Raw genomic sequence first — 18,925 nt, 5'->3', positions numbered from 1 at the left:
AGGGCCCGGATGGCCGAGACGCTGCAGATGGGCCTGCCGGGCTTTGACCCGCCCACGCCGACCGACCGGCTGATGTTCCTGCTGTATCCGGACGCGGCGACGGCCGAGACGATCGCCCGGGAGGCGCGCCGTCTGAAGGACGCATTGAACCTGCGCGGTGCGCCGCTGCTGACCGACCGTTTCCATATCACCCTGCATCACCTGGGCGACTATGTCGGCTTGCCGCGCGATCTGGTCCGCAAGGGGGAGGATGCCGGGCAGGCCCTGGCCACGGCGCCTTTCGAGGTGACGTTCGATCGCGCGGTTAGTTTCGCCAACCGGCCTGGCAACAACCCATTCACGCTGCAGGGCGGCGAGGGCGTGCAAGACCTGATCGACTTTCAACGGAAGCTCGGGCTGGAAATGGCCAAGGCGGGCTTGAAGCCGGACAAGCAGTTCCTGCCGCACATCACGCTGCTCTATGACGGCCAGGTGGTCCCGGCCCAGGCGATCGAACCGATCCGCTGGACCGTGAACCGCTTTGTTCTGGTCCAGAGCAAGCTGGGTCAGACTCAGCATATCGTGCTCAGGGCCTGGAACCTGGCCTGATGGCGACGGCGGCCGACGTCCTGCGGGAACTGGAGGCGCTCGGCGACGACGCTTACCGTGAGGGCATGGCCCGCTACGCCATCCACGCGCCGAAAGCGTTCGGCGTCGCCGTCGGTCAGCTTCGCGCCCTCGCCAAGCGCCTCGGCCGCGACCATGCCTTGGCCCAGGCCCTGTGGGACACCGGTTGGTACGAGGCGCGGCTGCTGGCGGGCATGGTCGATGATCCCAAGCTGGTCACGCCCGAGCAGATGGACGCCTGGCGCGCCGACTTCGACAACTGGGCGGTCACCGACACGCTCTGCTTCGACCTGTTCGACCGCACGCCCCACGCCTTGGCCAAGGTCGACGAATGGGTGGGACTGGAGGGGGAATTCGACAGGCGCGCCGGCTTCGTCCTGCTGGCCTGCGTGGCGCTGCATCGCAAGGAGCTGCCGGACGCGCCGTTCCTGGAGCGCCTGACGCTGATCGAGGCCGGCGCCACGGATCCGCGCAACTTCGTCAAGAAGGGCGTCAACTGGGCCCTGCGGGCGATCGGCTCGCGCAAGAGCCCGGCCCTGAAGGTGGCCGTCCTGGAGGTCGCCGCGCGGCTGGCGGCGATGTCGGACCCCACGGCCCGCTGGAACGGCAAGGACGCTCTGCGTCAGCTGAACAAGAAGACCGGCTGAGGCGATTGGCGCGGCGGAGTCTCTCCGCTAGGGCAGGGGAGAGGACGCGGCCTGGATTCGGCCCGCGCCGAGGAGTCCACGATGACCTTGACGATGTATGGCATCAAGAACTGCGACACGGTCGCCAAGGCCCGGAAGTGGCTGGAGGATCGCGGCCGGGCCTATGCCTTCCACGACTACAAGGCCGCGGGGATTGATCGTCCGCGCCTCGAAGGCTGGGTGAAGGAACTCGGTTGGGAAGTGCTGCTGAACCGCGCCGGCACGACGTTCCGCAAGCTGGAAGACGCCGACAAGCAGGACCTGAACGCCGACAAGGCCATCGCCCTGATGCTGGCCCAGCCGTCGATGATCAAGCGCCCGGTGCTGGACCTCGGCGACCGCCGCCTGGTCGGCTTCAAGCCTGACCTCTATGAGGCGATCTTTAGCTAAGCCCCGGATTTATCCACGCTCTTGGTCGCCGGGTGAGCGAAGTTTAAGACGACAACCTTCGGGGGATCAGTCTATCACTGGACGGAACATCCGCGATCGGCGGACGGAAGAGGGGCTTTAGGCGCGTGGGGGAGAACGGCGTCTCGCGGTACGAACTGGTCATCTTCGACTTCGACGGCACGCTGGCCGACAGCGCGGCGTGGATGATGCGGGCTGTCAATCCGATGGCGCGCCGGTACGGCTTCAAGACCGTCACCGACGAGGAGATCGAGATGCTGCGCGGCCGCAGCACCCGCGAGGTGATCCGCTATCTGGGCGTCTCGCCCTGGAAGCTTCCGCTGATCGCCCGGGCCGGCAAGAAGCTGATGGCCGCCGACGCCCACACCATCCCGCTGTTTCCCGAGACCGCTTGCATGTTGCGCGCCCTGCACCAGGCGGGCGTGAAGATCGCGGTGGTCAGCTCCAACAGCGAGGCGGTGATCCGCCGGGTGCTGGGCGAGGAGCTGGCCGAGTTGATCAGCCTCTACGCCTGCGGCGCGTCGCTGTTCGGCAAGGCTCGCAAGTTCAAGCAGGTCACCGCGCGCGGCGTGTCGCGCGACAAGGTCCTCTGCATCGGCGACGAGACTCGCGACATCGAGGCCGCCCGCGCCGTGGGCCTGGACTGCGGGGCCGTCGGCTGGGGCTACGCCAAGCCGTCGATCCTGGCCGAGCACCAGCCCACCGTCTCGTTCGCTTCGATGTCTGAAATTATTTCGTACGTCGCTGCATCCAGACCGGCGGTCGGCGGCGACTAACCTTCGAAAGCGCGAATGATCGCGCCTCTGATCGAAGGGATCTGACCGTGGACGACCTGTTCCGTGACTTCTGGTGGCTGATGTTCCCCATGGGCTTCATGCTGCAGGGCGCTTTCCGCGCGTGGCTGGACTATCGCGCTCGCCGCGAAGTGGTGGAGACGCTCCGCGACCTGGCCAAGGCCGGACGCGAAGCTCCGGCCGCCCTCGTTGCTCAACTCGACGCTCGCTAGGAGGATCCGATGTCCGAAGACATCTTCCGTCAATTCTGGTGGCTGATCTTCCCGCTCAGCTGGTTCGTGTTCGGCGCCTGGCAGAGCTGGCTGTCGTACCGCGCCAATCGCGAGACGCTGGACCTGATCAAGACCTACGCCGCCGCCGGCCGCGAGCCGCCGCCCGAGCTGATGGCCAGGCTGAACAAGCGCTGGCACGGTGACGACGACGACCGGGACGAACGCCCGCGCTATCGCCGCCGTCGTGAGCGAACCTGGTATCAGGTGGTGCTGTTCGGCTCGTTGAGCATCGGCTTCACCGTCGCCGCCGCGACCAACATCTATGGCGCGGGCCAAGCCTTCGTCATCGTGGCCTTCGTTCTGGGCGCCCTGTGCGCGGCGACCCTGGTGCAGGTGTTGCTCGATCGGAACGGCCCGACCGTCTGATGGAGGCCGCGCTTGTCAGACAGGCGCGCGCGGGCTCTCAGGCCGCCTTCGCACGGCTGGTGGCGATCCACGAAAAGCCTCTGCGCGGCTTTCTGCGCAAGAGCGGCTGGATCGACGCCGACGACATCGCCCAGGAGGCTTTCGTGGCGGCCTGGTCGGGCCTGGCCAAGCTGCGCGAAGACGAAGGTTTCCGGGCCTGGCTCTACGGGGTGGCCTGGAAGAAGGCGCTCTCTCAACGACGGGGCGCACAGCGCGCGGCGGCCCGGGATGAAGCGTGGCGCGGCGAGCAGGAACTGGAGGCCGCCGCCGAGGTCGGCGCCGAGGACCGGATGGCCCTCGAAACGGCCCTGGCGACCCTGCCCGAGGACCAACGAGCCTGTGTCACCCTGTGCCTTGGCCAAGGTTGGTCGCATGCCGAGGTCTCCGACGCCCTGGGGTTTCCTTTGGGCACCGTCAAATCGCATGTTACCCGTGGTCGCGAGCGACTGCTGGCGGTTCTGGGAGCTGGATCATGAACCTGGACGATCAACTCTCCGCCTTTCTGGGCGAGACGCCCAAGCAAAGCCGCGCCGACGTGTTCACCGCCGAGGTGATGAAGCGTGTCGAGCGGCAGGTGTTTTTGGATCGCCTGACCACGACCGCCGCCGGGGCGGTGGTCATCGCCCTGGTCCTGTGGGCCTGCGCGCCGGTGCTGAACCTGGCTGTCTCGATGATCGCGCCGGCCCTGGCTCCGATCGCGGCGGTCTTCGCCTTTGCGGGGGCGGTGGTGGTGACGGGAGGCCCGACCGTCTGGCGTCGACTAGGGCTGTCGATCGGCTGAGCGCTTTGACGATTTCGCGCCTTACGAAAGTTTCATCCCGGCGGGCGCCTCCAAACGGGGCCGTGAACGCCTCTTACTAGTGAAGGCGGCGCGGGGGCGTCGTCCACCTAACTGGAGGATTGAAAATGGGTCCTGATATCGTCGTTCCCGTCGCCGGCTGCATGATGATCGTCGCCATCGTCTGCTTGCCGTTCTACTTCAAGAGCCGCGAGCGCCGCGAAATGCAGGCCACGCTCCGCGTCGCCATCGAGAAGGGCCAGCCGATCCCGCCCGAGGTGATCGAGGCCATGACCCGCGCGGTGAAGATGCCGCCGACCCGTCTGCGCGATCTGCGCACCGGCGTGATCTGGCTGGCGATCGGCATCGGCATCGGCCTGGCCACCTATTTCGGCGACTTCATTCATGGAGACGGCGATTTCGACAGCATCGGTCTCGCCTGTATCCCGGCGGTGATCGGCGTGGCCTTCATCGTCCTGAGCTTCTTCAATCCGAACAAGGAAGAGCGGGTCTAGAACCCGAAGCCTTGGGAGGGGCATGAGTCCAATGGGCATGGAACGCCCGCCAACCGGCCACGATGTCGAGCTCGCCGCCTCCGCGGCGGCGGGCGACCGGCAGGCCTACGGGGAGCTGGTGCGCAGGCACGGCTCGACCGTCCGGGGTCTCTTGAGACGCCTGGGCGCCGACTCGGCCAGCGCCGACGACCTGGCCCAGGACGCGTTCATGACCGGTTTCGAACAGGTGGCCGACTATCGGGGCGAGGGGACCTTCGGCGCCTGGATCAAGAAGATCGCCGCGCGGCTCTATCTGAAGAAGGTCAGGCGCGATGCGCGATTGATCTTCTCGGACAACGCCGAGCCGGTCGAGGAAGTGATGGTGCGCGACGCGTCGGGGGACGCCGCCAGCCGCATCGACCTGGACGAAGCGTTGAAGGCCTTGTCACGGGGAGAGCGCCTGTGCGTTTCCCTCTGCTACGGGGCTGATTGGTCTCACGCCGAGGCGGCGGAGGCCTTGAACATCCCGATCGGCACGGTCAAATCCCATGTCAAACGTGGTTTGGATAAACTCCGGGCGAAACTGGCCCGACCCGAGGAAGGCGCGAGGAGGGAAGCTCATGGCTGAACCCGATTTCGAAGCGCAGTTGAGCCGCATGTTCGCCGAGCCGCCGTCGTTTCCGGACGCGGCGCTGTTCAACGCCGAGATGGCGGCCAAGCTGGACCGTGGCTGGGCGATGCGGCGGATGTTCATTGGCGCGGCCGGCGTGGCGGCCGGGCTGATCGCCGCATTCCAGATCCTGAGCACCCGCTTCTCCAGCGAAGTCTCGCAGCTGTCGAAAAGCAGCAGCCACAGCTTCGAGACCGAGATCAGCGCGGGCGTGGCCAAGTTCAACGCGGTGCTGACGACCCCGTCCAGCGCCGAGGCGGTCTGGTTGGCGGCCGGTCTGGCGGTGGTGGCGATCGCGTTCTTCGTGACGCGGGTGGTGGAGGACTTCTAGAAGCCTCCGCGGCCGTCTTATCGCTGTTCATGTTGCGATGCGGCGCGATCCGGCCCACAAACGGCGCCCAAAGTACGCCGTAGGGAGGGCTCGCCCTGTCCGCTCATCGTGAAGAGACGGTCCGCCGTCTAGCCGCCCCGGACATCACCGCCCGCAAGGGCGGCGTGCCGATCGTCTGCCTGACCGCCTACACCGCGCCGGTCGCCGCCGCCCTGGACGACGCCTGCGACCTGCTGCTGGTCGGGGATTCGGTGGGCATGGTGGTTCACGGCCTGCCCAACACCGTGGGCGTGACCATGGAGATGATGATCCTGCACGGTCAGGCGGTCATGCGTGGCTCGAAGAAGGCCATGGTCGTCGTCGACATGCCGTTCGGCTCGTACGAGGCCTCGCACGAGGAAGCCTATGCAAACGCGGTGCGGATCATGAAGGAGACGGGCGCCCAGGCCGTGAAGGTCGAGAGCGGCCCGACCGTGCCCGAGACCATCGCCTACCTGACCCGGCGCGGCGTGCCGGTCATGGGCCATGTCGGCCTGCGTCCGCAGGCCGTGCTGCTGGAAGGCGGCTTCAAGGCCAAGGGCAAGGACGAGGCCGGCCGCGCCAAGGTGCTGAAGGAGGCGCGCCTGACCGCCGAGGCCGGCGCCTTCGCGATCGTCGTCGAGGGTGTCGCCGAGAGCTTGGCCCGCGAGGTCACGGAAGCCGTCTCGGTCCCGACCATCGGCATCGGCGCTTCGGCCGGCTGCGACGGCCAGGTGCTGGTCACCGACGACATGCTGGGCCTGTTCGACTGGACCCCGAAATTCGTCCGCCGCTACGCCGACCTGAAGGGCGAGATCGAACGCGCCGCCGCCGAATACGCGCGTGACGTGAAAGATCGCAGCTTTCCGGGCGAGACCGAGACCTACTACGCCAAAAAGGCTTAAAACGGCGCGTTGCGACGCGGCGCGGCACGCTATAGGTTCGCCGCCTCGGCGAGCGGCCCTCCGCTAGCCACAATCTGTCGTAAACCAGCGACGTCGGCCCAGTACGGGTGTGACGTCCAAGGGCGGCGCCGCCCCTTTCGGAGCTTCGTTTCGTGGTCGATGTTTTTGACGAAGTCGAAGAGCAGCTTCGGTCGGAGCGCTATCGCACCCTGGTGGTGAAGTCGCTGCCCTGGGTGGCGGCGGCGACGGCGGCCGTGGTGATCGGCGTCGGCGGCTATTGGGGCTGGAATTCCTACCAGACCAACCAGGCCAACAAGGCCTCGGAAGGCTACCAGGCCGCGCTGGAAACGGCGCAGAAGCAAAGTCCGTCCCAGGCCTTCGGCCAGTTCAAGACGATCGCTGACGGCGGCGCCAAGGGCTACAAGGCGTTGGCCCTGCTTCAGATGGGCAATATCCGCCTCGAAGAGAGCAAGACCAAGGAGGCCGTCGCCTATTTCGACGAAGCCGCCAAGGCCGCGCCGAGCCCGCTGCTGGGCGATCTGGCGCGCCTCAAATCCGCCTTCGCCCTGATGGACACCGCCTCGTACAAAGACATCGAGACGAGGTTGACGCCTTTGGCGGGGGAAAAGAGTCCGTACCGCGTGTACGCCAAGGAGGGGCTGGCGTTCGCCAAGCTGCAGGCCGGTGATCTGGCCGGCGCGCGGGCGGACTTCGTGATCCTGGCCAACTCGCTGGACACCAGCACGTCCGAGGAGGTGCGCCAGCGCGCCCAGGCGGCCATGCAACTGATCGACTCGGGCGCCGCCAAGAACCTGGCCGCCGCCGTGAAGGCGGCCGCCAGCCTGCCGGCGACGCCGCCGCTGAGCCAGCTGCCGCCGACCGCCCTGCCTAACGCCGCCCCCAACGCCGCACAATGAGCCGCCTGATGATCTCCAAGCGTTCCGTCGCCCTGGTCGCGCTGATGTCGGCGACCATGGCCGTCAGCGGCTGTTCGACCGTTTCCAAGCTCAATCCGTTCGGCGGCAAGGACAAGAACAAGTCCACGGCCAGCCAGGGCCAGCGGATCTCGATCATCGCCTTCGATCAGAAGGTCGAGGCCGCGGAATCGCTGAAGGGCGCCGACTTCTTCCTGCCCGATCCGGTCGCGCAGGCCGATTGGCGCCTGCCGGGCGGCAATCCCGAGCAGTCGATCGAGCATGTCGACGCCGGCAAGGCCTTCGAGATCGCGTGGAAGCGCGGCTTCGGCAAGAAGGGCGGCCGCAAGTTCCACGTCACCGCCCCGCCGGTGTCGTCGGGCGACCGCATCTATGTGATGGACGGCGAAGCCGACGTCGTGGCGATGGACGCCAAGACCGGCTCGACCATCTGGCGCAAGGACCTGCGTCCGGCCGCCGGCCCGACCAAGAAGGGTGGCTTCCTGGGCCTGATGCCCAAGAAGAACGACCGCCTCGGCTTTGGCGGCGGCGTGGCCTTGGGTCCGAACAACAAGCTCTATGTCGCCTCGGGCTTCCGCTTCGTGGCCCAGATCGACGCCACCACCGGCGAGATCGGCTGGACCCAGCAGACCTCGACCCCGATCCACGGCGCCCCGACGGTCGCCGACGGCCGCGTGTTCGTCGTGTCGACCGACAACGAGCTGCTGACCTACAACGCCGAGAACGGCACGCCGGGCTGGACCTACCAGGCCCTCAGCGAGCCGGCCCGCATCCTGGCCGCCTCGACGCCCGCCGTCAGCGGCGACACCGTGGTCTCGGGCTTCGCCTCGGGCGAGCTGGTGGCCCTGCGCGCCGCCAACGGCAACGACCTGTGGAGCGAAGCACTCAGCCGCGCCAGCCGCACCAACGCCCTGTCCGAGATCCGCGACATTCCGGGCCGCCCGGTGATCTACAAGGGCGACGTCTTCGCCGTCAGCCACTCGGGCGTGTTCGCCGCCACCGACCTGCGCACGGGCCAAGCCCGCTGGAGCCTGCCGGTGACCGCGATCACCACTCCGTGGGCCGCCGGCGACGTCGTCTATGTGGTCGACAAGGCCGGCCAGGTGATCTGTGTCGCCCGCGAAACCGGCTCGGTCTATTGGATCCAGGATCTGAACGACAGCGCCAAGCTCAGCAAGAAGCAGAAGAAGAAGCGCGCCAAGCATCCGCGCCTGTGGTCGACCCCGATCCTGGCCAACGGCCGCCTGATCACGGCCTCCAGCGACGGCGAGGCGGTTGCCCTGAACGCCAAGACCGGCGCCAGGGAAAAGACTCTGAAGATCGGCGCGCCCGTCCTGCTGAACCCGATCGCGGTCGGCAACATGATCTATCTGGTCACGGACGAGGCCGACCTGGTCGCCATCCGCTAGACCGACCGGGCCTTTTGGGGCCCGAAAGACAACTTTAAACGCTCTGAAGCCCGGGTCCGCGAAAGCTGGCCCGGGCGTTCGCTTTTGCGAGATGAGCTAAAATCGACTACTGGACGCCTATGCCTTTGAAACTCGCCATCGTCGGCCGCCCGAATGTGGGCAAGTCCACGCTGTTCAACCGTCTGGCCGGCAAGAAGCTGGCCATCGTCGACGACCAGCCGGGGGTCACCCGCGACCGCCGCTACGCCGACGGCCGCCTGGGCGACCTGGACCTGCACCTGATCGACACCGCCGGCTTCGAGGACGTCGCCGACGAGAGCCTGGAAGCGCGGATGCGCGCCCAGACCGAGCTGGCCATCGAGGAAGCTGATCTCTCGCTGTTCATCTATGACGCCCGTGAAGGCGTCACCCCGCTGGACGAGGTGTTCGCGGCCCTGCTGCGTCGCCGCGGCAAGCCGGTGATCATCGCCGCCAACAAGGCCGAGGGCAAAGCGGGCCAGTCGGGCATCGGCGAGGCCTACAAGCTGGGTCTGGGCGAGCCGATCCCGATCTCGGGCGAACACGGGGAAGGCATGGCCGAGCTCTACGCCGCCATGCTGGCCGCCGTGCCCGAGGACCAATACTCCGACGACGAAGACGACGACGACAAGCCGATCCGCCTGGCCATCGTCGGCCGTCCGAACGCCGGCAAGTCCACCCTGATCAACCGCCTGATCGGCGAGCAGCGCCTGCTGACCGGCCCAGAGGCGGGCATCACCCGCGACTCCATCTCGGTCGACTGGATCTGGGGGGACAAGAAGGTCCGCCTGGTCGACACCGCCGGCCTGCGCAAGAAGGCCAAGGTCCAGGAGAAGCTGGAGAAGCTCTCCACCCAGGACACCATCCGCGCCATCACCTTCGCCGAGGTCGTGGTGCTGGTGATGGACGCCACCCACCCGTTCGAGATCCAGGATCTGCAGATCGCCGATCTGACCGAGCGGGAAGGGCGGGCCCTGGTGTTCGTGCTGGCCAAGTGGGATCTGATCGAGGATCAGGCCGCGACCTTGGCCGCCTTCCGCGAGCACGCCGAGCGCATGCTGCCCCAGGTGCGCGGCGCACCGGTGGTGGCGCTGTCGGGCGAGACGGGCAGCGGCGTCAACAAGCTGATGCCGGCCGTGCTGAAGATCCACAAGGACTGGTCGACCAAGGTCAAGACCCGCGACCTGAACGACTGGCTGCAGATGGCCATGCAGCGGCACCCGCCGCCCGCCGTCAGCGGCCGCCGCGTCAAGCCCAAGTACATGGCCCAGACCAAGGCGCGCCCACCGACCTTCGTGCTGTTCTCCAGCCGCGCCGACCAGATGCCCGACCACTATCGGCGCTATCTGATCAACAGCCTGCGCGAGAGCTTCGACCTGCCGGGGGTGCCGCTGCGCATCACCATCAAGTCGGGCGCCAACCCCTATGCCGACGGCGAGGCCAAGGGCCACAGCGGCCGGGGCAAGCGCGAGTTCGAACGCCGCGAGCGCGAGGAGGAGCGCATCCGCGCCTCGCGCAACACGGTCAAGAAGTCCAAGCGCATCGCCGACGAGGCCGCCGCCAAGGCCGCGGCCGAGGCGGGCCTGCCCGATCCGACCAAGCCGGCCCTCAGGCCGAAAAAGGCCGCCGCGTCCAAGGACGTCGCGCCTAAGACCGCCGCATCGGTCGAGAGCGCCGCCGTGTCGGAACCGGGCAAGGCCGCCGTCAAGTCGGTCAAGAAACTGGGCCCCAAGGTCCAGAAGAAGGTCTCGACCACGCCCAGCTACAAGGTCGGCGCCAAGTCGGCTGGCGGCAAGGCGGCCGGACCAAAGCGCCCCACCGCCGGCTCGCGCACCGTGCGCGGCAACACCCGTCCCGGCGGTTCCAAGGGCCGCTGATCGCCTTATCTTCGCCTCGCGCGTTTCGGCTAGTGAAGCTTGAGCGCGGGAGGCGACGATGGGGCGGGGATGGATCTTGGGGCTGGCGATGCTGCCCGTCTTGGCGGCGTCAGCCGAAGCCTGGGCCGAGGACTACAAGCCCGTCGTCTGCAAGAGCGCGGTGACCTATGCCGGCGCGCCGCTGCATGCGCCGGTCGGGCCGCCGGTTCTCGCCCAAATTCCCAAGGCCGCACTCGATCCGGCGATGGTCGCGCGGCTTGAGGCGGCCTTCGCGCAAGCCAAGACGGCGACCAAGGCGCCGGCCCTGACCGCGGCCGTCCTGGTTCCCGGAAAGGGCGCCTGGGAGCGCACCGACAGCGGCGATCAGCCCCCGCTGCTGTTCTGGGCCAGCGCGGGCAAGACCCTGGTCGCCGTGGTCGTCTTGCAGCTGGTCGAGGCCGACAAGCTCAAGCTGGAAGATCCGATCAGCAAGTATGTCGCCGGGGTCCCGAACGGCGACGTGGTGACGATCCGCGATCTCCTGGTCCACACCGGCGGCCTGTTCAGCGCCAACGAGGACCTGAAAGCTCGGGCGGAGCATCGCGCCCATACGCTGGACGAGGACTTGAAGATCATCGCTCGTCACGGGGCGTTCTCGTGTCCGGGCGAGCGCTGGCGCTATTCGAACACCGGCTACGCCTTGCTGGGCAAGGTCATCGAGACGGTGGACGGGCGTTCCTGGCAGGACGCGGTCGACGCCCGCATCGTCAAGCCGCTGGGGCTGAAATCACTGCGGATGCTGGCGGAAGGCGACAGGGCCGAGGACGTGGCCAGGCTGGTCTCGGCCAAGGAGGCGCCGATGCAGCCGGCCTGGGCCGGCGCCGCGGGGCCGGCCGTGGGTTCGGCCGGCGACATGGCGCGGGTCTGGGCGGCGCTGCTGGGCGGCAAGTTGTTGAAGCAGGACACCGTCACGACGATGTTCGCCAGGCTCTACCCGATGTTCGACAGCGGCAGCTTCTACGGCCTGGGCGTGATGGCGATCGAGGTTCCCGACCCCGATGGCTCCAAGTCGCTATGGCTGGGTCATCTGGGCGGCGCGCCGGGCGCCAACGCGGTCGTGGCCTACTCGGTCAAGGACGGCGCGATCGTGGCCGCCGCCTTGACCGGTGACGGCTCGGCGACGGCGACGGCGAACCTGCTGCTAAAGCAGGTCAGGGCTCCCTCCCAGGAGCGTTAGAACTCCTCCCACTCCGTCGCCGGCGCGGCGGCCGTGGCTGCCCCGCCCGGGCGGGCGAAGGTCTGGAGGCGCGCACGCTGCTCGGCTACGGGATTGCGGGCCGGCGCATGGCGCGCGGGTTGGGCCGGCTCGGGACGACGCGTGGCGCCGGTCTGGAAGCGCGCCACCTGGCGGGCCAGGTCCTGGGCCTCGCCGCGCAGCGAGGCCGACGAGGTGTTGGCCTGTTCGACCATGGCGGCGTTCTGCTGGGTGACTTGGTCCATCTGGTTTACCGCGGCGTTGACCTGGTTCAGGCCGGTGGCCTGTTCCTGCGAGGACTCGGCGATCTCGCGGATCAAGCTGTTGATCTCGCCGACCTTGCCGACGATGCCTTCCAAGGCTTGGCCGGTGTCGCCGACCAGGCGCACGCCGCGCTCGACCTGGGCAGTCGAGTTGGCGATCAGGCCTTTGATCTCCTTGGCCGCATCGGCCGAACGCTGGGCCAGGGCCCGGACCTCCTGGGCGACGACCGCGAAGCCTCGGCCGGCGTCGCCGGCGCGGGCGGCCTCGACCCCGGCGTTCAGGGCCAACAGGTTGGTCTGGAAGGCGATTTCGTCGATCACGCCGATGATCTGGGTGATCTGGCCCGAGGACTTTTCGATCTCGCCCATGGCGGCGACGGCCTCGCGGACCACCTCGCCCGAACGGTCGGCGTCCGTGCTGGCGGTCGAGGCGGCGGCCGAGGCCTGCTTGGCGCCCTCGGCGCTGCGGCGGACCGTGGCGGTGATCTCGTCGAGGGCGGCGGCGGTCTCTTCCAGGCTGGCGGCCTGCTGCTCGGTGCGCTTGGACAGGTCGTTGGAGGCGCTGGCGATCTCGTTGGCGCCGCTCTCCATGCCGTTGGCCGCCTCGGCGATCGCGCCCATGGCGTCCTTCAGGCTGTCGATGGCGGCGTTGAAGTCTTCCTTCAGCTGGGTGTAGCGGCCGTCGAACCGCTCCTCGATGCGGGCGGTGAGGTCGCCGCGCGCCAGGCGGCCCAGGCTCTGGGCCAGGACCGAGACGACGTGATCCTGTTCCTGCCGAACCTCTTCGCGCTCGGCGTCGGCGGCGTGGCGCTCGGTTTCCATCGCCGTGATGTCGGCGGCGAACTTGATGACCTTGAACGGACGCCCGTGCTTGTCGAGGACCGGGTTGTAGGACGCCTGGATCCAGACCTCCTTGCCGCCCTTGCCGATGCGCTTGAACTTGTCGGCCACGAACTGGCCCGCGTTCAGCGCGCGCCAGAACTCGCGATAGGCGGGCGAGTCGATCTCGCCGCTTTCGACGAACATGCTGTGCTTGCGCCCCTGGATTTCCGAGAGGCTATAGCCCAGGGCCCGCAGGAAGTTCTCGTTGGCGGTGAGGATCGTCCCGTCGAGGCTGAACTCGATGACCGCCTGGGAGCGCTGGATGGCCGCGACGACGCCTTCCAGGTCGGTGATCTTGGCCGAGGCGGCGGCGTCTTCGCGGCCGAAGGAAAACAGCGCCATGAGAATGAGCCCCCGCTCCGTGTGAAAGTCGACACAAAGCTGTCGGGGATCAGGGTTAATTGGTTACTAACCGTGAATGTTGTTCACCCAATCCGGGTCGCTAAGCGGCGATCGCGAGGATTCAGGGTGGCATTCCTTGCGGACAAACAACCCTGGCGGCTGTTTTTCACAGTGATTTCAGAGGGAAGCCCGGATCGCCTCTAGGCGTCGACGCTGGGTGATTCCTGGCCGCGATCCTTGAAGCGGGCCACGCCCTTGGGCGGCTCGCGATCGGGACGGACCAGGTCGACGACGAACGGGACGATGGTCTCCGGCGCGGGCACGGTCTTGGGATCCTCACCCGGGAAGGCGCCCGAGCGCATGCGCGTGCGCATCGCGCCGGGATCGATGCAAAAGGCGCGGACGGCGGTGTTCTCCATCTCGTCGGCATAGACGTCGACGAGCGCCTCCAGCGCTGCCTTGGTGGCCGCATAGGCCCCCCAGAAGGCCGGGCGGGTCTTGGCGACGCTGCTGGTGAAGAACAGAGCCCGGCCGGCGTCCGAAGCGCGCAGCAGCGGATCCATGGCGCGGATCAGCCGCCAGTTGGCCGTCAGGTTGGTGGACAGGATCATGTCCCAGCCCTTGGGCTCCAGGTGGCTGACCGGGGTGAGGGGGCCCAGCAGGCCGGCCGCGCCGATCAGGATGTCCAGCTTGCCCCAGCGCTGATGGATCGCCGCGCCCAGATGGTCCAGGCCGTCGGGCTCGCGCAGGTCCAGCGGCACCAGGGTGGCGCGCTCGCCGGCGGCTTGCAGGATCGCGTCGTCCAAGGCCTCGAGCGCGCCCTGGGTGCGGCCCGTGGCGATCACGTGGGCGCCGGCCTTGGCCAGGCCCAGGGCGACCGCTTCGCCGATGCCGCGCGTGGCGCCGGTGACGAGGGCGATGCGGCCGGCCAGCGGCTTTGGGGAGTCGGAAGTCATGGCGCGGGTTCTAGAGCAGGGAAGGTGAAACGGAAACCGGGGGGAGCCCTTAAGCTCCCGCGATCTCCCTTGGCCGCCCCGCATAGTGCTGGGCGATGACCGAGCAGGCCATCAGCTGGATCTGGTGGAAGATCATCAATGGCAGGACGATGATCCCCGCCGTCGGCCCGGGAAACAGGATGCCCGCCATCGGCACGCCGGTGGCCAGGCTCTTCTTGGAGCCGCAGAACATGATGGTGATCTCGTCTTCCTTCGAGAAGCCGAGGGCGCGCGAGCCGTAGGTGGTGGCGGCCAGGACGACGGCCAGCAGGACGCAGCAGGCGACCAGCAGCACGACCATCTCCAGCACCGAAACCTTGTGCCAGATCCCGCCCACGACGGCCTCGCTGAAGGCGGCGTAGACCACCAGCAGGATCGAGCCCCGATCGACATAGCCGACCAGCGCCTTGTGCTTCTCGACCCACTTGCTGACCAGCGGTCGCGCCAGTTGGCCGACCACGAACGGCAGCAGCAGCTGGATGATGATGTCCTGCACCGACTTCCAGCCGCCGGCGGCACCGCCTTGAGTGTGCATCAGCAGGCCGACCAGGACCGGGGTGATGAAAATCCCGAACAGGTTCGAGGCCGAGGCCGCGCAGACGGCGGCGGCGACATTGCCCCGGGCGATCGAGGTGAAGGCGATCGAGGACTGCACGGTCGAGGGCAGGCAGCACAGGAACAGCATGCCCGCCGCCAGGGTCGAGGACAGGATCCCCAGCTTGCTGGCGATCAGGCCCAGGACCGGGAACATCACGAAGGTGAAGGCCAGGATCAACAGATGCAGCCGCCAGTGGGTGATCCCGGCGACCACGGCCTCGCGCGACAGCTTGGCCCCGTGCAGGAAGAACAGCAGGGCGATGGCCAGCTTGACCACGAGCTTGAGATCGACGGCCGCCTCACCGCGCACGGGCAGGATCGAGGCCAGCACGACCATGCCGAACAGGGCGATGACGAAAGGCTCGAGTTTCAGCTTATCGAGCAGGCTTTTGAAACCCATGGACAAATCCTCGTCCCGCCGGCCCTTGATCTAGGCCTTGGGGGACGAGGGGTATGTCACGCGCTGACCAGCAGCGAAAGCTGCTTGTCGTTGGTTTCGTTGCGGCCCTCGGCGATCTCGCGGTCCGTCAGGCGGGTCGGATAGTCGCCGGTGAAGTAGTGGTCGGTGAACTGCGGGGCGGCCGGGTCGCGGGGACCGGCCTCCAGGGCGTCGTACAGGCCCTCGACCGACAGGAAGCCCAGGCTGTCGACCTCCAGGAACTTGGCCATCTCTTCCAGCGACTTGTTGGCCGCCAGCAGCTGCTCGCGCTCGGGCATGTCGATGCCATAGAAGTCGGGCCACTTGATGGGCGGGCTGGCCGAGCGGAGGTGGACCTCCTTGGCGCCGGCCTCCCTGACCATGCGGACGATCTTCAGCGAGGTGGTGCCGCGCACGATCGAGTCGTCGATCAGCACGACGCGCTTGCCGGCCAGGATGGCGCGGTTGGGGCTGTGCTTCATGCGCACGCCCAGTTCGCGCACGCCTTGGGTCGGCTGGATGAAGGTGCGGCCGACATAGTGATTGCGGATGATGCCCATCTCGAACGGGATGCCGCTCTCCTGGGCGAAGCCGAGCGCGGCCGGCACGCCGCTGTCGGGCACCGGCACCACGACGTCGGCCTCGACGCCGGTCTCCTTGGCCAGGTTGCGGCCCATCCGCTTGCGAACGCCATAGACCGAACGGCCGTTCACGACGCTGTCGGGACGGGCGAAATAGACATATTCGAACACGCAGGGCCGGGCGGCCTTGGTCTGGAACGGCTTGGTCGAGGTGACGCCGGTCTCCTCGATCACCACCATCTCGCCGTGCTCGATGTCACGTACGAAGCGGGCGCCGATCATGTCCAGCGCGCAGGTTTCGGAAGCCAGGACAGGCTTGCCGTCCAGGTCGCCAAGCACCAGCGGGCGGATGCCCAGCGGGTCGCGCAGGCCGATCATCTTCTTGTTGGTGATCGCCACCAGAGCGTAGCCGCCCTCGATCTGGCCGACCGCGTCGATGAAGCGGTCGACGATCTTGGCCTTCCGCGAGCGGGCGATCAGGTGAAGGATCACCTCGCTGTCCGAGGTCGACTGGAAGATCGCGCCTTCCTGGACCAGGCGTTCGCGCAGGGTCAGGAAGTTGGTCAGGTTGCCGTTGTGGGCGATGGCCACGCCGCCGGTCTCGAGATCGGCGAACATCGGCTGGACGTTGCGGATGCCGCTGCCGCCGGCCGTCGAATAGCGGGTATGGCCGATGGCCATGTTGCCGGGCAGGCGCTGCACCAGGTCCGGGCCGGTGAAGGCGTCGCCAACGTGGCCCATGTGGCGTTCGGTGTGGAAGCGGCCGCCGTCGAACGCGGCGATGCCGCAGGCCTCTTGCCCGCGATGCTGCAGGGCGTGCAGGCCCAGGGCCGCGATGGCGGCGGCGTCGCGCACGCCGAACACCCCGAATACCCCGCATTCCAGGCGAAGCGTATCGTCCTCCGGGTCACGCCAGGACGTGGACGAATAGCGGTCGGTCGACTGGCCCAGGAAGGTCATCGCGATTTCTCCACCAGGTCGTCGAGCTGTCGACGCTGGTTATCATCATAGCCTTTTCCGGTCGACTTCTCGCCGGACGTATTGTCGCCGCCCTCGTGAACGGCGTCCTTGATCGCGGGCGCCAGCTTGCCGGCCAGCGCCTTGCCCTTGGGCGCGAAGACCTTCAGCACTTTGCCGCTGGCTTCGGACACCGGGTAGAACAGCGAGTCCTCGACCCAGTGCGGCATGCGGTCCGGCGGCGTCGCCAGGTGCAGCAGCAGGTTGAAGACGCCCAGGATCACGCAGGCGCGGACCAGGCCGAAGGTCGCGCCGACCCCGCGGTCCAGCGTCCCGGCCGAGGTCTCGTGCAGGCTGGCGGTCAGGCGGCCGCCGATCAGGCGGAAAATCAGGAAGAAGACGACGAACACCACCAGCACCGCCGCGCCGGTGGCGGCCCAGTCGGGGTCCATCAGCTTGCGGAAAACGGGCCCGCTGATCCGCAGACCGAACAGGGCGATCGCGGCGGCGAAGATGAACGATAGGGCCGAGGTCAGCTCGCGCGAGGCGCCGCGCACCCAGCCGGTGACGCCGGACACCAGCAGCAGCAGGCCGGCTATGATGTCGAACGGCGTCACGTCAGATTGCTCCAGATCTCGTCGCCGATCCGGCGGACGGCGTCTGTCAAGCGCGCGACCCCAGCCACGGGCAGGGCGCCGCCGCCTTCGGGAAGGCCGGAGAGCGGTCCGAGCGCGCGGCCAAATCCCAGTTTCGCGGCTTCCTTCAAACGCGTCTCCATCCGGCTGACGGGCCGCACTTCGCCCGACAGGCTGACCTCGCCGAATACGACGCAATCCTGGGGCAGGGCGACGTCCAGGGCGGAGGAGGCCAGGGCCGCCGCCGCCGCGAGATCCGCCGCCGGTTCCGTGATGCGCAGGCCGCCGGCGACGTTCAGATAGACGTCCTTGTCGCCAAAACCAAGGCCGCATCGGGCTTCGAGCACCGCCAGGACCATGGCGAGACGCCCAGAGTCCCATCCGACCACCGCGCGGCGCGGCGTTCCGTACGCGGAGGGGGCGACCAGGGCCTGGAACTCCACCAGGACGGGTCGCGAGCCTTCGATGCCGGCGAACACCGCGGCGCCGGCCGATCGCTCGCCGCCTTCATTGAGGAACAGGGCCGAGGGGTTCTTGACCTCACGCAGGCCGACGTCGCCCATCTCGAAGACGCCGATCTCGTCGGTGGCCCCGAAGCGGTTCTTGGCGCCGCGCAGGATGCGGAACGGATAGCCGCGCTCGCCCTCGAAGCTGAGCACCGCGTCGACCAGGTGCTCGACCACGCGCGGGCCGGCGATCTGGCCGTCCTTGGTGACGTGGCCGACCAGCAGGATCGCCACGCCCTTCTTCTTGGCCAGGCGCACCAGCTCGGTGGCGCAGGCGCGAACCTGGGTGACCGTGCCGGGTCCGGCCTCGTGGGCGTCGCTCCACATGGTCTGGATCGAGTCGATGACCACGAGGTCGAAATTGTCCCGCTTCAGCCCGTCCAGGATGTCGCGCAGCGCCGTCTCGGCCGCCAGGCTGACATTGGCCTTGGCCAAGCCCATGCGCTCGGCGCGCCCGCGGATCTGCGCGACGGCTTCCTCGCCTGAGATATAGGCGCACGAGACCCCGCGCAGGGCCGCGCTGGCGCAGACTTGCAGCAGCAGGGTGGACTTGCCGACGCCGGGGTCGCCGCCGATCAGGATGGCCGAGCCGGGGACGACGCCGCCGCCGCAGACGCGGTCGAATTCGTCGACGCCGGTCAGGATGCGCGGCGGTGGAGCGGTCTCGCTCTCCAGGCCGGTGAACTGCAGGCCGCGCAGGCGGGTGGATTTCGTCGTCGACAAGGCGCCGGGCGGCTTGGCCCCGACCTCCTCGACCAGGGTGTTCCAGCTTTGGCAGGCGGGACACTGGCCGGACCACTTGGTCTGGACCGCGCCGCAGGACTGGCAGGCGTAGACGGCGCCGTCGCGGGCCATGAGGGCTCCTGATTCTCGAATGGGTGGAGATTACTCCTTGGCGGGGCGCTGCGC

The 18,925-nt window shown here is 68.0% G+C and carries 21 protein-coding genes and 1 pseudogene; 16 read left to right on the top strand and 6 right to left on the bottom strand.

The window, feature by feature from the left end; genetic code table 11:
* Positions 1-9 precede the first annotated feature (9 nt).
* The 16 genes from ASC70_RS16925 to ASC70_RS16850 all read left to right on the top strand — a co-directional run bounded on the left by ASC70_RS16925 (position 10) and on the right by ASC70_RS16850 (position 11,822).
* Positions 10-588, top strand: coding sequence for a 2'-5' RNA ligase family protein (locus ASC70_RS16925; protein WP_056052141.1), 579 nt, complete (start codon positions 10-12; stop codon positions 586-588).
* A complete protein-coding gene (locus ASC70_RS16920) occupies positions 588-1,253 on the top strand; it encodes a DNA alkylation repair protein (protein ID WP_082539760.1) in 666 nt (221 codons plus the stop codon). The genes ASC70_RS16925 and ASC70_RS16920 overlap by 1 nt, the downstream gene beginning before the upstream one ends.
* A gap of 81 nt (positions 1,254-1,334) precedes the next feature.
* The gene (locus ASC70_RS16915) at positions 1,335-1,682 is read left to right on the top strand and encodes an ArsC family reductase (RefSeq protein ID WP_056052138.1); all 348 of its coding nucleotides are present in this window, start codon (positions 1,335-1,337) and stop codon (positions 1,680-1,682) included.
* A 95-nt stretch (positions 1,683-1,777) separates the two neighbouring features.
* Positions 1,778-2,476: an HAD family hydrolase gene (locus ASC70_RS16910; RefSeq protein ID WP_082539759.1), complete on the top strand. Its 699-nt coding sequence runs from the start codon at positions 1,778-1,780 to the stop codon at positions 2,474-2,476.
* Between the two features lie 47 nt (positions 2,477-2,523).
* Positions 2,524-2,706: a hypothetical protein gene (locus ASC70_RS16905; protein ID WP_047405074.1), complete on the top strand. Its 183-nt coding sequence runs from the start codon at positions 2,524-2,526 to the stop codon at positions 2,704-2,706.
* A 9-nt stretch (positions 2,707-2,715) separates the two neighbouring features.
* Positions 2,716-3,132 (top strand): hypothetical protein, encoded by a 417-nt coding sequence (locus tag ASC70_RS16900; protein WP_056052131.1) that lies wholly within the window; start codon positions 2,716-2,718, stop codon positions 3,130-3,132.
* On the top strand, positions 3,132-3,647 hold the full coding sequence (locus ASC70_RS16895) for an RNA polymerase sigma factor (protein WP_056052128.1): 516 nt from the start codon (positions 3,132-3,134) through the stop codon (positions 3,645-3,647). The genes ASC70_RS16900 and ASC70_RS16895 overlap by 1 nt, the downstream gene beginning before the upstream one ends.
* Positions 3,644-3,952, top strand: a complete 309-nt coding sequence (locus tag ASC70_RS16890) for a hypothetical protein (RefSeq protein ID WP_056052125.1) — start codon at positions 3,644-3,646, stop codon at positions 3,950-3,952. The genes ASC70_RS16895 and ASC70_RS16890 overlap by 4 nt, the downstream gene beginning before the upstream one ends.
* 119 nt (positions 3,953-4,071) lie before the next feature.
* Positions 4,072-4,464 carry a DUF6249 domain-containing protein gene (locus tag ASC70_RS16885; RefSeq protein ID WP_082009105.1) on the top strand — a complete coding sequence of 131 codons (393 nt, stop codon included), beginning with the start codon at positions 4,072-4,074 and terminating at the stop codon, positions 4,462-4,464.
* A 22-nt stretch (positions 4,465-4,486) separates the two neighbouring features.
* A complete protein-coding gene (locus ASC70_RS16880; RefSeq protein ID WP_047405083.1) occupies positions 4,487-5,071 on the top strand; it encodes an RNA polymerase sigma factor in 585 nt (194 codons plus the stop codon).
* On the top strand, positions 5,064-5,444 hold the full coding sequence (locus ASC70_RS16875) for a hypothetical protein (protein ID WP_047405085.1): 381 nt from the start codon (positions 5,064-5,066) through the stop codon (positions 5,442-5,444). Before ASC70_RS16880 ends, ASC70_RS16875 begins: the two co-directional genes overlap by 8 nt.
* 95 nt (positions 5,445-5,539) lie before the next feature.
* Positions 5,540-6,367, top strand: coding sequence for a 3-methyl-2-oxobutanoate hydroxymethyltransferase (panB, locus tag ASC70_RS16870; RefSeq protein ID WP_056052122.1), 828 nt, complete (start codon positions 5,540-5,542; stop codon positions 6,365-6,367).
* Between the two features lie 152 nt (positions 6,368-6,519).
* Complete coding sequence (locus tag ASC70_RS16865) at positions 6,520-7,284, top strand: tetratricopeptide repeat protein (RefSeq protein WP_056052119.1); 765 nt, start codon at positions 6,520-6,522, stop codon at positions 7,282-7,284.
* Positions 7,281-8,711, top strand: a complete 1,431-nt coding sequence (locus ASC70_RS16860; RefSeq protein WP_056052116.1) for a PQQ-like beta-propeller repeat protein — start codon at positions 7,281-7,283, stop codon at positions 8,709-8,711. The genes ASC70_RS16865 and ASC70_RS16860 overlap by 4 nt, the downstream gene beginning before the upstream one ends.
* Positions 8,712-8,830: 119 nt before the next feature.
* On the top strand, positions 8,831-10,606 hold the full coding sequence (der, locus tag ASC70_RS16855) for a ribosome biogenesis GTPase Der (protein ID WP_056052113.1): 1,776 nt from the start codon (positions 8,831-8,833) through the stop codon (positions 10,604-10,606).
* A gap of 88 nt (positions 10,607-10,694) precedes the next feature.
* The gene (locus tag ASC70_RS16850; protein WP_056052109.1) at positions 10,695-11,822 is read left to right on the top strand and encodes a serine hydrolase; all 1,128 of its coding nucleotides are present in this window, start codon (positions 10,695-10,697) and stop codon (positions 11,820-11,822) included.
* Here ASC70_RS16850 and ASC70_RS16845 read toward each other — a convergent pair.
* The 6 genes and pseudogenes from ASC70_RS16845 to radA all read right to left on the bottom strand — a co-directional run bounded on the left by ASC70_RS16845 (position 11,819) and on the right by radA (position 18,871).
* Positions 11,819-13,327 carry a PAS domain-containing methyl-accepting chemotaxis protein gene (locus tag ASC70_RS16845; protein WP_056052107.1) on the bottom strand — a complete coding sequence of 503 codons (1,509 nt, stop codon included), beginning with the start codon at positions 13,325-13,327 and terminating at the stop codon, positions 11,819-11,821. The two genes, ASC70_RS16850 and ASC70_RS16845, sit on opposite strands and share 4 nt — an antisense overlap.
* A gap of 200 nt (positions 13,328-13,527) precedes the next feature.
* Positions 13,528-14,283 carry an SDR family NAD(P)-dependent oxidoreductase gene (locus ASC70_RS16840; RefSeq protein ID WP_056052106.1) on the bottom strand — a complete coding sequence of 252 codons (756 nt, stop codon included), beginning with the start codon at positions 14,281-14,283 and terminating at the stop codon, positions 13,528-13,530.
* A gap of 49 nt (positions 14,284-14,332) precedes the next feature.
* Positions 14,333-15,345: pseudogene (locus tag ASC70_RS16835) on the bottom strand (bile acid:sodium symporter family protein); the annotation flags it as partial.
* 30 nt (positions 15,346-15,375) lie between these two features.
* Positions 15,376-16,878: an amidophosphoribosyltransferase gene (gene purF / locus ASC70_RS16830; RefSeq protein WP_056052099.1), complete on the bottom strand. Its 1,503-nt coding sequence runs from the start codon at positions 16,876-16,878 to the stop codon at positions 15,376-15,378.
* Positions 16,875-17,492, bottom strand: coding sequence for a CvpA family protein (locus ASC70_RS16825; RefSeq protein WP_056052096.1), 618 nt, complete (start codon positions 17,490-17,492; stop codon positions 16,875-16,877). Before ASC70_RS16825 ends, purF begins: the two co-directional genes overlap by 4 nt.
* Complete coding sequence (gene radA, locus ASC70_RS16820; RefSeq protein WP_047405109.1) at positions 17,489-18,871, bottom strand: DNA repair protein RadA; 1,383 nt, start codon at positions 18,869-18,871, stop codon at positions 17,489-17,491. Before radA ends, ASC70_RS16825 begins: the two co-directional genes overlap by 4 nt.
* Positions 18,872-18,925 lie beyond the last annotated feature (54 nt).

The sequence above is a fragment of the Caulobacter sp. Root343 genome (assembly GCF_001425745.1).
Taxonomy (GTDB): Bacteria; Pseudomonadota; Alphaproteobacteria; order Caulobacterales; family Caulobacteraceae; genus Caulobacter.
This window is presented reverse-complemented; position numbering and strand designations above follow the sequence as displayed.

Coding starts and splice junctions, on each gene's coding strand:
- ASC70_RS16895 (WP_056052128.1), top strand. CDS start 3,132: ATGGAGGCCGCGCTTGTCAGACAGGCGCGCGCGGGCTCTCAGGCCGCC.
- ASC70_RS16920 (WP_082539760.1), top strand. CDS start 588: ATGGCGACGGCGGCCGACGTCCTGCGGGAACTGGAGGCGCTCGGCGAC.
- ASC70_RS16915 (WP_056052138.1), top strand. CDS start 1,335: ATGACCTTGACGATGTATGGCATCAAGAACTGCGACACGGTCGCCAAG.
- ASC70_RS16845 (WP_056052107.1), bottom strand. CDS start 13,327: ATGGCGCTGTTTTCCTTCGGCCGCGAAGACGCCGCCGCCTCGGCCAAG.
- radA (WP_047405109.1), bottom strand. CDS start 18,871: ATGGCCCGCGACGGCGCCGTCTACGCCTGCCAGTCCTGCGGCGCGGTC.
- ASC70_RS16925 (WP_056052141.1), top strand. CDS start 10: ATGGCCGAGACGCTGCAGATGGGCCTGCCGGGCTTTGACCCGCCCACG.
- ASC70_RS16840 (WP_056052106.1), bottom strand. CDS start 14,283: ATGACTTCCGACTCCCCAAAGCCGCTGGCCGGCCGCATCGCCCTCGTC.
- der (WP_056052113.1), top strand. CDS start 8,831: ATGCCTTTGAAACTCGCCATCGTCGGCCGCCCGAATGTGGGCAAGTCC.
- ASC70_RS16875 (WP_047405085.1), top strand. CDS start 5,064: ATGGCTGAACCCGATTTCGAAGCGCAGTTGAGCCGCATGTTCGCCGAG.
- purF (WP_056052099.1), bottom strand. CDS start 16,878: ATGACCTTCCTGGGCCAGTCGACCGACCGCTATTCGTCCACGTCCTGG.
- ASC70_RS16880 (WP_047405083.1), top strand. CDS start 4,487: ATGAGTCCAATGGGCATGGAACGCCCGCCAACCGGCCACGATGTCGAG.
- ASC70_RS16900 (WP_056052131.1), top strand. CDS start 2,716: ATGTCCGAAGACATCTTCCGTCAATTCTGGTGGCTGATCTTCCCGCTC.
- ASC70_RS16860 (WP_056052116.1), top strand. CDS start 7,281: ATGAGCCGCCTGATGATCTCCAAGCGTTCCGTCGCCCTGGTCGCGCTG.
- ASC70_RS16850 (WP_056052109.1), top strand. CDS start 10,695: ATGCTGCCCGTCTTGGCGGCGTCAGCCGAAGCCTGGGCCGAGGACTAC.
- ASC70_RS16890 (WP_056052125.1), top strand. CDS start 3,644: ATGAACCTGGACGATCAACTCTCCGCCTTTCTGGGCGAGACGCCCAAG.